Source organism: Hyphomicrobium album, assembly GCF_009708035.1.
Lineage (GTDB): Bacteria > Pseudomonadota > Alphaproteobacteria > Rhizobiales > Hyphomicrobiaceae > Hyphomicrobium_A > Hyphomicrobium_A album.
Genome location: NZ_WMBQ01000001.1, coordinates 1,632,839 through 1,644,677 on the forward strand (window position 1 = coordinate 1,632,839; position 11,839 = coordinate 1,644,677).

6 protein-coding genes are annotated in these 11,839 nt (G+C 67.0%); 1 reads left to right on the forward strand and 5 read right to left on the reverse strand.

What is annotated here, in order from left to right; all coding sequences use genetic code 11:
- Positions 1-11: 11 nt before the first annotated feature.
- Positions 12-3,971 carry an AsmA family protein gene (locus tag GIW81_RS07935; protein WP_154738711.1) on the reverse strand — a complete coding sequence of 1,320 codons (3,960 nt, stop codon included), beginning with the start codon at positions 3,969-3,971 and terminating at the stop codon, positions 12-14.
- A 441-nt stretch (positions 3,972-4,412) separates the two neighbouring features.
- Here GIW81_RS07935 and GIW81_RS07940 point away from each other — a divergent pair, with 441 nt between their 5' ends.
- The gene (locus GIW81_RS07940) at positions 4,413-6,869 is read left to right on the forward strand and encodes an ATP-dependent helicase (protein WP_407658194.1); all 2,457 of its coding nucleotides are present in this window, start codon (positions 4,413-4,415) and stop codon (positions 6,867-6,869) included.
- Between the two features lies 1 nt (position 6,870).
- Here GIW81_RS07940 and GIW81_RS07945 read toward each other — a convergent pair whose 3' ends face one another.
- From GIW81_RS07945 to trpA, 4 genes are all read right to left on the reverse strand, one after another.
- Positions 6,871-8,190: a tetratricopeptide repeat protein gene (locus GIW81_RS07945; protein ID WP_195930458.1), complete on the reverse strand. Its 1,320-nt coding sequence runs from the start codon at positions 8,188-8,190 to the stop codon at positions 6,871-6,873.
- A 115-nt stretch (positions 8,191-8,305) separates the two neighbouring features.
- Entirely contained in the window at positions 8,306-9,649 is a 1,344-nt protein-coding gene (locus GIW81_RS07950; RefSeq protein WP_229309115.1) for a bifunctional folylpolyglutamate synthase/dihydrofolate synthase, read from the reverse strand.
- 101 nt (positions 9,650-9,750) lie between these two features.
- Complete coding sequence (gene accD, locus GIW81_RS07955; protein ID WP_324614933.1) at positions 9,751-10,839, reverse strand: acetyl-CoA carboxylase, carboxyltransferase subunit beta; 1,089 nt, start codon at positions 10,837-10,839, stop codon at positions 9,751-9,753.
- A gap of 167 nt (positions 10,840-11,006) precedes the next feature.
- Positions 11,007-11,834: a tryptophan synthase subunit alpha gene (trpA, locus tag GIW81_RS07960; RefSeq protein ID WP_154738714.1), complete on the reverse strand. Its 828-nt coding sequence runs from the start codon at positions 11,832-11,834 to the stop codon at positions 11,007-11,009.
- Positions 11,835-11,839: the final 5 nt, after the last annotated feature.

The window sequence follows — 11,839 nt, forward strand, 5'->3', positions numbered from 1 at the left end:
CTTAGCCCCGGCTAGTTGGACGGGTTGAGGTTGCGCATCACCTGGTCGCGAACCTGCAGCTGTCGCTCCGGCGGGCGCCGCGGCCGGTACACGCCCGTGCCGGTTGCTTGCGGCGTTGTGCTGCCGGGTTCCGCAGGTAGCCCCGTGGCGGGATCGACGGGCGCTGCACCGAATGTTTGGCCTTCCTGCCCGGGGGCCGGCGGCACGACGAGCCCTGGCGCGCTGGCGCTGCTCGGCGGAATGGCCGGCGCTGCGGAGGCGCTCGAGGGCGCTGCCGGATCGAGTGGCACCGCGTCGGCCGACGGCAGCGCACCGGACATCGGTGCGGCCTGTGGGGCCGGCGCCACCGGCACCGGAGCACCGGGTGGCGGCGCCGCGCTGTCATCGGATTCAAGGGCGCGGCGACGCTCCTCGTCACGCCGCGCGCGTTCGGAGTCGGCATCGCGCAGGCGCTCGAGCTGGTCGGCATCGAGCTCCATGCGGCGGATGGCGAGCTCGCGCTCAAGCGGCTCGGCGGTGATGCGCGAGTCGAGCGCCCAGGCATTGGCGAGCGGTCCGGTATAGACGACGCCGATGCTCGGCAGCGCGCCGCCGCGCGGCCTATCGGCCTGCGGCACGTCGGGGGCGCGCGGTTCGACGATCCAGGCGCTGTCGACGACCAGCGATGCGAGGTCGACCGTGGTTTCGACCTTCGTCGTCCCGGCCTGTGAATCGAGGGCAAAGAGCGCCAGCTTGGCGGCACCGTCGGCAATGTCGATGGGGATGGTGCGCGGCCCGACAGCGACCTCGCTGGCCTCGATCTGCGCGCGCAGTGCCGTGACGAGCTGCTCACCGGTGCCTCCGGCGCCGCCACTCAACACCGCCTCGGACGTCGAGACCACGGCCAGCGGCGTCGGCACGTGCAGGCTCAGCTCGCCGAGCTTCAGCTCGCCCTTGCCGGCCGCCACGGAAACGAGCGCTCCCGGCGTCGATCCGCGACCAGTGAACTGAAGCGACAGCGACGCCTGAGCCGCCGCGTCCGCACCCGCCGCGCCCGTCTGGCGGATTTGCATGCCATCGATGGCTAGATCGCCGCTGAGGCTGGCGCCGCCCGGGGCCCGCTCAATGACGACGTTAGCGGCGAGATTGCCTCCCAGCACCTTCCCTTCGAGCTTGCCGATGGAGACCTTGCCTGGCGCCAGCGCCACTTCGGCACGCGCGTTGGGGATGTGCATGCGATCGGTCAGGACGAGGCTGCCGAAGTTGACGTTGAGCTTGCCTTCGACGCCATCGAGCGCGGCAAAGTCGAAACCGTGCTCCGGCCAGATCGTCTTTCCGGCTGCAAGCGGCTCGGCGCCCGGCGCTTCGGCCACCTGCTTGCGGTCCAGAACCATGCCGAGCAACGAAGGGATCGACGCGGCATCGACAGAAACATCACCGGTGACGATAGCCGGCCCCTCGCTCGGGTAGGAGAGGGCGACGCTGCCGTCGATCTTGCTGCCGCCGATGCTGAGACCCTGCGGTGTCAGCTCGGTGGCGTGATTGGCGGAGCTGAGCTTGAGCGTGCCCACCACCGGCGTCTCGCTCAACGCGGCACCGCTGCCCAAGCCGGCGACCGACATCGCGTCGCTCAGCGCGCGCGCCGAGATGCGCAGATCGCCGTCGAACGCGCGGCTGCCATCGTCCGGGAGCGTGATGCGGCCATCGTAGCCGAAGAACAGGCCGGTGGCCTGGGCCGATGCGGTCGCCGTCATGCCCTTGGAAGGCGTGCCGACGGCCTTGAAGAAAACCTCGCCGGGTTGGGGTGCGCCAGCCGCACTCGGTGCGCCCGAACCGCGAGCGCCGAAGCTGGCGACGATGGGCGCCACGTCGGTGCTGTCGATCGTCAGCGTGATATCTGCCGGGGCCGCACGCCAATTACCGAGGCCACCATCGAGCAGCGCGCTGGCAACGAGCCGGCCACCGTTCTGCACCCGGCCGTCGGCGGCAATGTCGCCCGCACCCGGCTTGCGCACGCCGAGCTGCAAGCTGCCGGCGACGCGCATGGGCGCAAGCGTTGCGAACGCGTCCGCCTTGCGGCGCGCATCCTCGGGAAGGTCGAACAAACCGACCAGCGTGGCAAAGGTCTCACGCGTTGGCGCCGCGACGACCCACTGGACCGCCCCGCGCGGACTCTTGAGAGCGTCGGCGACGTCGCCTTGCAACTCGACGCTTAGGCCGTCCTCGGTGGCGAACTTGCCAGCGCGCAGACTGAGGCGCCCCTGCTCGATGCCGACGTCGAGGTCGACGTCCCGCAAGTGACTTTGCCCAGCAACGAGCTGTCCGGTGCGCACCCGCAGGTGCAGGTCGGTCGTATTGGGATCGAGCCAGGCGAACTTTGCCTCGCCCGGCGCTTCGCTCCCGCCCGCCACGATGCGCTTGAACGCACCGACGCCCGTGGGCCAGAACTCCCCCGCTTCGATTTCCGCGCCTTCCAGGGACACCGAAAGGCGCGGCCGCTCCTTCTTGGCGTAACGCATTTCACCGGTGATCGGCCGACCGCCGAATTCGGCACCCGCGTCGGTTAGGTCGATGCCGCGCTCACTCATAGCGAGGCGCCCTTGCAGCGAGAAGGGGCCATCGTTGCGGAGCTCCTCCGCCAGCGCCTTGTCCTTCGTCGCCCAATCGAGGAAGCGTGCAAGGCTCGTCCCGTGCAGGGTCAGGTCGCCGCTGAAAGCCTGCCCGGTCGCAGCGTCGGCGACCGCGCCGTCCATGGCCAGCTTGGCGCCGCCGGGCAGCCCGGCGCGCAGATTGTTGAGCAGCAGCGCGCCCTGCTTGCGCGCGACCTCGAGTTTGATGTTGCTGACCGCGTCGCCGCCGAGGGTTGCCTGGTCGAGGTCGAAGGCGACCTTGCTGTCGGCATTCTTGGGTAGCGCCTCCATCATCGCCGAGATGAAATTGCGCGCCGTATCGAACGGACTGCCGGCGCTCTCGCGCGATGTCGCCACCTTGTCGAGATCTAGCCAGCGCGACGACAAGGCCATCTCGACATTGAGATTGTCCTGCCACTCCGCCGTCGCCGAGCCGGCAATGAGCTGGGGTTGGCCGACGTGCTCGAAGGAAAGCGTGATGCCGTCGACGCGCAAGCCCTTTGCATCGCCGGCGACGCGCGCCTTGAAGTCGATAAGCGGCGCTTCCTTCTTGCCGCGTACACCGGCGGGAGCAGGCTCCGCAGCCGCCGCGAACGTTTCCGACGCGAGCTCCACCTTGGCGGTTATCTCGCCGTCGATGCGCGGACGGCCCTTGAGGTCCTCAAGCCGTCCATCGAGAGCGTACGTTCCGGAGTTGCCTGAAGTTGCGCGAACCGTCGCCTTGAAGCGGATGCTGCCGTCGGCCTCGGTGGTGCCGGTGGCGATGCGCACCTCGCGCTCGGTTTCGCGCCAGTTGGTCGTTCCCTTGAACGCGAACGGTCCTTGAATCGATTCGGCCTTCAACTCGCCGTTGAGGCCGCCGAGCTCGGCGAAGCCGATGCCGCGCGGACCGTGGAAGGCCACCGTCCCGTCGGCGATCTTGACCGATTGCAGGGTCACGCCCGCAGGAACGAACGGCAGCGACCCGGCCGCGACGGAAAAGCTGCGCCAGTTACCGGCGCCTTCGGAATCGACCGCGAGGCGCAGCACCGGCTTTTCCAGTACGATCTCGTTGGCCTCGATGATGCCTTTCAGGAGCGGCGGCGCGGAGAGGCGCATCGTGAAGCTTTCGGCGCGGAAGAACGGCTCGCCGGTGGTGCCGGACGGGTCGGCGATGCGCAACTTCTCAAAGCTCACGTAGGGCGACGGCAGCAGGCGCACGTTGACGTCGCCGCCGACACGGACTTCGCGCCCGAGAATGCGTGTCGCCTCCTCCTCGAACACGCCGCGATAGCCGTTCCAGTCGATGAAATAGGGAACGGCAAACAGCGCCGCGAGGGCCAGCGAGATCAGCCCCGCAATATAAAGAAGCCCGTTATTCATCTAACCTTTCAGGGGCCCGAACGGCATTCGGCCCTCTCTGCCAGAAATCGCGGCGTTGATGACGCGACAGCGCCCCGCCGGCATGCCCCTAATTTATGTCGTCCATTCGCGGCAACGGGCTGATCAGCCTCGTCATCTGCCACCCGCTTCGATCGCGGCGCACTCTAGCTTATTCGCTTTGCCTCGTCTTGATCACGATGGAAGGACGATTTCACGGCCTAGCAACAGAAAAATGGCGGCAACGCGGGAGATTTTGGCGTCTCCGCGGGCCGCCGCCGGGCGTTCATTTGGCCGCTGCGAACCCCATATCTGGGTGTGGGCGGAGGCAGCGCAACCGTTGCCGCGCGGGGCCGGGTGTTATAGTTCGGAAGCATGGCGCAAAGCGGAAAACATTTGGCGAACGCGGCTCCACCGGAGGACGCGGACGAACTCCCGTTTGACCTGCCGCCCGCGGGGCGTCCGCAGGTACCGGCAGAGTCGGCGGGCAGCCCGCCCGTAAGCAATGATGATGATCCGCCGTTCGATCTGCCGCCGGCCCACCCCGCGCGCCAGTCGATCTCGGCGCGCGCCCTGCAGGGCGCCGCGCCAGCGACCACGCCCACGCCCTACCTCGACGGGCTCAATCCTGAGCAACGGGCGGCGGTGGAAGCGCTCGACGGTCCGGTGCTGGTGCTCGCCGGCGCCGGAACCGGAAAGACGCGGGTGCTGACGACGCGCATCGCCCACATCCTGGCGACGCACCGCGCCTTCCCCGGCCAGGTTCTGTCCGTCACCTTCACCAACAAGGCGGCACGGGAGATGAAGGAGCGCGTCGGCCTTTTGGTCGGCGGAGCAGTCGAGGGCATGCCGTGGCTCGGCACGTTCCACTCGATTGGCGTCAAGATCCTGCGCCGGCATGCGGAGCTCGTCGGGCTGAAATCCGGTTTCACCATCCTCGACACCGACGACCAGATCCGCCTGTTGAAGCAGGTGATCGAGGTGGAAGGCCTCGACAAGGACCGCTGGCCGGCACGCCAGCTCGCCGGGCTGATCGACGGATGGAAGAATCGCGGACTGGTACCCGAAAAGGTACCGGCGGGAGAGGCGTTTGGCTTTGCCGCCGGCAAGGGCGCGCAGCTCTATGCCGCCTATCAGCGCCGCCTAAAGGAGCTCAATGCCTGCGATTTCGGCGATCTGCTGCTGGAGAACATCCGCCTCTTTGCCGACCACCCCGACGTGCTCGCCGACTATCAGCGCCGTTTCCGCTACATCCTCGTCGACGAGTACCAGGACACCAACGTCGCCCAATATTTGTGGCTGCGGCTGTTGGCGCAGGGCTCGCCCAACATCTGCTGCGTCGGCGACGACGACCAGTCGATCTACGGCTGGCGCGGCGCGGAGGTCGACAACATCTTGCGCTTCGAGAAGGATTTCCCCGGGGCGCGCGTCATTCGGCTCGAACGCAACTACCGTTCGACCGGCCACATCCTCGGCGCCGCCGCCGGGCTCATCTCGGCCAATCAGGGGCGCCTCGGCAAGACGCTGTTTACCGACGGCGAGCACGGCACGAAGGTGACGGTCACGGCGGTGTGGGACGACGAGGAGGAAGCGCGCAGCATCGGCGACGACATCGAGGCGATGCAGAAGCGCTCCAATCAGCCGCTCAACGAGGTGGCGATCTTGGTGCGCGCCTCGTTCCAGATGCGCGCCTTCGAGGATCGCTTCATCACGCTCGGCCTGCCGTATCGGGTCATCGGTGGTCCGCGCTTCTATGAGCGCCAGGAAATCAAGGACGCGATCGCCTATCTCGAGATAACTGCCAATCCGGCGAACGACCTGAAGTTCGAGCGCGTCGTCAACGTCCCGAAGCGCGGCCTCGGCGACACGTCGGTCAAGCGCGTGCACGAGCTGGGGCGGGCGCGCTCGATCCCGATGTACCAGGCGGCGCAGCTCATCGTCGAAACCGAGGAGCTACCGGGCAAGGCCCGCAAGTCGCTTACCGATCTCCTGGCGAGCTTCGAGCGCTGGCGCGGCCATATCCGCCACATGAAGCACACCGAGCTGGCCGAGCTGATCCTCGATGAGTCCGGCTACACGGCGATGTGGCAGGCGGACAAGAGCCCGCAGGCGCAATCGCGGCTGGAGAACCTCAAGGAGCTTGTGCGCTTCATGCACGAGTTCGAATCGCTCGAGGGCTTCCTCGAGCACGTCAGCCTCGTCATGGACGTCGACCAGGCGGGTGACGGCCAGCGCGTATCGCTGATGACTCTGCACGGCGCCAAGGGCCTCGAGTTCGAGGTCGTCTACCTGCCCGGCTGGGAGGAGGGTCTCTTTCCGCACCAGCGCTCGCTCGACGAGAGCGGGCAGGCGGGTCTGGAGGAGGAGCGGCGCCTCGCCTATGTCGGGCTGACGCGCGCCAAGCGCATCGCCAAGGTGTCGTTCGCGCAGAACCGGCGCAACCGCGGGCTCTATCAGTCGGCGCTTCCGTCGCGCTTCGTCGACGAGCTACCCGAGGCGCACGTCGAGGTAGCGGAAGCGAAGATGCCGTTCGGTGGCGCGTATCAGAATTTTGGCGGCACGTTCGGCCGCGCCGGCTACGGCCGCAGCCGCTTCGATGAGGCCGAGCCGTTCGAGGGCCACTACGACACGCCCGGCTGGCAGCGGGCGCAGGAGCGCACGCGTGAGCAACCGACGAAGTGGAACCCGGCGGACCAGCGCAAAAAGCGCGGGCCGCAGACCATCGAGGGCGAGCTTGTCGCCTCGTCCAGCGAGCAGGCGAGCTACAAGCGCGGCGAGCGGGTCACGCACCAGAAGTTCGGCACCGGCACGGTGACCGACGTAGACGGCAACAAGCTGACCATCGAGTTCGACGAGGCGGGCCGCAAGCGCGTCGTCGACAGCTTCGTCGACCGCGCTTAGCTCAAAGGAGCTTCCAGGCGCACCACAGGTCGGCGACGGCCGACCGGAGGCGCATAAGGCACAGATTTATGATGCCGCGGCCGATAAACAGCTCGGCATCCTTCGGATCCATGCCGATGGCGGTGTCGATATCCGACAGGGCGCGCCGCCTGTCACCCAGCGAATTATAGATGTACGCACGCCGCTTGAAGAGATCGGCGTCGCCACCGGCGATGGCGATGGCGCGATCGAGGTCGGCAATCGCGGCGGTGGAGTCGTCTTTGTGCTCGTAGAGCTGCGAGCGATAGCGGTAGTTGTCGACATAGTCGGGGTTCAGCTCGATGGCGCGCGTGTAATCGGCGAGCGCCTTATCCCACTCGCTTAGCATCAGCCAGCAGTTGGCGCGGCCGCCGAAGGCATTGCCGAGCTTTGCTTCGATCAGCGGTAGTTCGGTGGCTTTGGTGAAGTCTTCGGTCGCCCGGGCGTAGTCGTCGCGCCGATAGTGCACGCCGGCGCGGTTCAGATAGGAGATGGGAGAGACGGGCTCGATATCAATCGCGCGCGAATAGTCGGCGAGTGCCCGGTCGTCGTCGCCCATGAGCTGGAATGCGTAGCCGCGATTGTTGTAGGTAAAGGCGCTGTCCGGATCGATCGCCAAGGCGCGCTCGTAGTCGGGGAACGACAGATGAAAGTTGCCCTTCAGGTCGTTCGCAATCGCGCGGCCGTTCAGAGCGTTTATCGTCTTCGGATCTATACGCAGGGCCAGCGTGTGCTCCTCGATGGAGCGGTCCAGATCGCCGCGCTCGCGCCAGAGGCGCCCGCGGCCGCAATAGGCGGCGGCGAGCCCCACGTCGATCGCCAGCGCCGCATCGTAGTCGGCGAATGCGTCGTCGGTTCGGCCCAGGCTTTCGTAAACGCTGGCGCGGCCGAGGAGCGCGTGCACGTGCTCGGGGACCATCTGCAGGACTTTGGTAAAATCGGCGATGGCGAGGTCGGGCTTGGCCCACGAGTCGTAGCAGTGTGCACGCAGGTAAATCGCATGATGCCGCTCCGGCTCGTCTACGGAAACCGTGGTGAAATCGGCGGCGGCGGCCTCCCAGTCACTGAGCATCAGACGGGCGTAGCCGCGCGAAAAGCGCGCCTCGACGTTGGCGGGATCGACCTCGATGGCGCGTGCGTAGTCGAGCAGCGCCCGCCCCCAGTCGCCGGCGCTCTCGTACACGGCGCCGCGCTCGACATAGGCGTCGGAGTCGCTCGGATCGCGCTCGATCTCGTGGTTGGGGCGGGCCAGCGCGCGCCGCAGGTCGGGCAGTGCGCGGGCGTCCTCAAAATGGGCAGACATGTTCCGGCTCGTTGCAAATTCGGCCGCCCAAATAGACGCGGACCGGCAACGCGGGCTGTTACCCGCGTTACAGGTCGCACTGAGTGTGGAATCTTGGCGGCGGAGCCTAGCAGCCCTAATTGGCCTGAGGCTCGACGCCTTCCTGCAGGCCGAGGACATGGCCGGCGAGGTAGAGCGAGCCGCAGATGAGGATGCGCTTCGGCCCCGGCTCGTAGGCATCGGTGCGCTTCAACGCGGCCGCGACATCGGTGGCGCTCTCCGCCTTGAGCCCGACCTCGCGGGCCGTCTCGGCGAGCGTCTCGGGTGCGTGCGGCGCCTCGTGTGCACCGGGGATGGGCACGGTGACGACGTGGCTGGCGAGCCCGCGGAAGGCCGAGAGAAAACCGCCGGCATCCTTCAGCCCCATCATGCCGACTATGAGGTGTAGCGGCTTGGGCGAGCGCTCTTCCAGATCGGCCATGGTCTGGGCGAGCGCGCGCCCGGCGGCAGGGTTGTGCCCCCCGTCGAGCCACAGCTCCGCGCCGGGCCGCAACAGGGACGGGAGCGGACCGGCGTCGAGACGCTGCATGCGTGCCGGCCAGCGCGCCGCTGTGAGACCCTGCTCGATGGCGCGCTCGCCGAGGCCGAGTTGCGGCAGGCTCTGACCGAGACGCAAGGCGGCGGCGACGGCGGTGCCGGCGTTGACTACCTGGTGGCGGCCGATGAGCGATGGCAGAGGCAGGTCGAGCAGTAGTTCCTCGGACTGTACGACCAGGCGCCCGCGCTGCTCGTAGGCATCGAAGTGCTCGCCCCACACGATGAGCGGCGCGCCGACGCGCAACGCCTCGGAACGGATGACGTCCTCGGCCTCGGGTTCCTGCTGCGAAACGATCGCCGGCACGCCGGAGCGGAGGATGCCCGCCTTCTCGAACGCGATCTTGGCCAGCGTGGCGCCGAGCTTTTCGGAATGATCGAGCGAGACGGGCGTGATGACGTCGAGCACCGGGCGGTCGACGACGTTGGTCGCGTCGAGCCTGCCGCCGAGCCCCACCTCGAGCAGCAGCACGTCGGCCGGCTGCTCGGCGAAGGCGAGGAACGCCGCGGCAGTGGTGATCTCAAACTGGGTGACGTCGTCGCTGCCGTTCGTTGCCTGCGTGCGCGTCAGTATGTCGACGAGCGTCTCCTCGCCGATGGGCAGCGACTTGCCACTCGCGCCAGCGAGCTCGATGCGCTCGTGGAAGCGCACCAGATGCGGCGAGGTATAGACGTGCACGCGCGCGCCGGAGGCTTCCAACATCGCCTTTAGATACGCGGTGACCGATCCCTTGCCGTTGGTGCCGGCGACGTGCACGACGGGCGGCAGCTTCGTGTGCGGACTGCCGAGCTTGTCCAGCAGACGCTCGACGCGGCCGAGCGATAGGTCGATCAGCTGCGGATGGAGCAATTTCATCTCGGCGAGGAGCTTGGCGCTCGTCGGCATGCCGGCCTCCCGCCGCTACGCTCGCAGCGTCGGCCGCGATAGCGGGAGGCGCCCGCCGATCGAGGACCGCGCGGGAAGCGGCAATGGAACGCTGCGGAGCATCAGTGTCTGTCTTTTGGGCGCTGCGAGCGCGTTGCCGGCACGTCCTCGTCATCATCGTGCTGGCGCTCGTGATGCTCGATGCGCGCCGGATCGAAGCGCTCTTCGGGACCGACGATTTCCGGCTCTATCGCCGGGGTCGAGCCGTTGCGCGAGCCGATCAGATTGGCTTCGACGCCGCTGCCGTTTGTGGTGTGCGTCTTGCCGTTGAGCTTCTTCTTGTCGACGGTCTTCACCGGCCGCTCGTTCATGAGCAGGTGGCAGAGGCGGCTCAGCGTCTCGCGCAGCTGGTGGCGGTGCACGACCATGTCGATCATGCCGTGCGCCAGGAGGTACTCGGCGCGCTGGAAGCCTTCGGGTAGCTGCTCGCGGATCGTCTGCTGGATGACGCGCGGCCCGGCGAAGCAGATGAGCGCGCCCGGCTCGGCAATGTGGATGTCGCCCAGCATGGCGTAGGACGCAGTCACGCCGCCGGTGGTCGGGTCGGTCAGCACGACGATGTAGGGGAGTTTCGCTTCGCGCAGGCGCTGCACGGCGATGGTCGTGCGCGGCATCTGCATCAGCGACAGGATGCCCTCCTGCATGCGCGCGCCACCCGAAGCGGCGAACAGGATGAAAGGCGATTTCTTTTCCGCGGCGCGCGTCATGCCCGCGATCACCGCCTCGCCCGCGGCCATGCCGAGCGAGCCGGCCATGAAACGAAAGTCCTGAGCGGCCGCGACGATAGCTTGTCCGTCGAGCTTGCCGTCGGCGACGAGCACGGCGTCTTCCATCTCGGTGTTCGCCTTGGCGTCCTTGAGGCGCTCGGAATAACGGCGGCCGTCGCGGAATTTCAGCGGATCTTGTGCAACAGGCGGGACCGGGACGCGATCGTAGTGGCCGCCATCGAAGAGGTGCTGCAGGCGCACGTCGGCGCCCATGCGCATGTGGTAGTTGGACCCCGGCACAACGAACTGATTGGCCTCGAGGTCCTTGTAAAAGACCATCTGACCCGTCTCTGGGCACTTGATCCAGAGATTGTCCGGAACCTCGCGCTTCGTCGTCAGGAAGCTGCGAATCTTCGGCCGGACGACGTTGTTAATCCAGTTCACGCTCTGCGCCTCTCGACAACTTGGCCGGACCGGGCGGCGATGCTTGCCTTGTCATTCATGGGTCTCGATCCCTAACAACAGGGACCGAAAGACCCCCTAATATGGCGCTTTCTCGCGCCTTGCCGCACTGCGGCAATTAAAGCGGTTAACTGCGGCTTCAGGTGAGCTCAGGCGGCCCGCAGCGCGGCAGCCAGAGAGCCGACCAAATCTAGGACAGCCGGGACCGTCTTACTAGTGGAGCGGCCGTCGGCGCCGAGACTCTTCTCGATCGCGCCCACGAGGGCCGAGCCGACCACGACTGCGTCGGCGACCTCGCCCAGCGCCTTCGCTTGGTCAGGACTTTTTACGCCGAAACCGACCGCCACGGGAAGGGCCGTGGCCGCCTTTATGCGCCGGACCTGAGTGTGAACACTGTTAACATCAGGCGCAGCGGCACCGGTAATGCCGGTTATCGACACATAGTAGAGGAACCCAGAGGTGTTACGCAGCACTGTTGGCAGGCGCTTGGCGTCGGTCGTGGGCGTTGCCAGGCGGATGAAGTTGAGACCTGCTTGGGCGGCGGGAATGCATAGCTCGTCGTCCGCTTCGGGTGGCAGGTCGACCACGATCAGTCCGTCGACACCGGCCGCAACCGCATCGGCAAGAAACGCGGGGCCTGGATAGACGTAGATCGGGTTGTAGTACCCCATCAGCACGATGGGCGTGTCGTTATCGGTTTTGCGGAACTCGGCCACGAGCGCCAGCGTGTCGCGCATCTTCTGCCCCGACTTCAGCGCACGCAGCGATGCGGCCTGAATAGCGGGGCCGTCGGCCATCGGATCGGAGAACGGCATGCCGAGCTCGATCACGTCGGCGCCGGCTTGCGGCAGCCCCAAGAGAATCTTCTTCGATGTTACAAAATCGGGGTCGCCGGCAGTGACGAAGGTGACGAGGCCGGGGCGGCCGTCACGCTTCAGCTTGGCGAAGCGGCGATCGATGCGCGTCTCTTTGCTCATGCCGT

Coding starts and splice junctions, on each gene's coding strand:
- GIW81_RS07935 (WP_154738711.1), bottom strand. CDS start 3,971: ATGAATAACGGGCTTCTTTATATTGCGGGGCTGATCTCGCTGGCCCTC.
- GIW81_RS07945 (WP_195930458.1), bottom strand. CDS start 8,190: ATGTCTGCCCATTTTGAGGACGCCCGCGCACTGCCCGACCTGCGGCGC.
- GIW81_RS07950 (WP_229309115.1), bottom strand. CDS start 9,649: ATGCCGACGAGCGCCAAGCTCCTCGCCGAGATGAAATTGCTCCATCCG.
- trpA (WP_154738714.1), bottom strand. CDS start 11,834: ATGAGCAAAGAGACGCGCATCGATCGCCGCTTCGCCAAGCTGAAGCGT.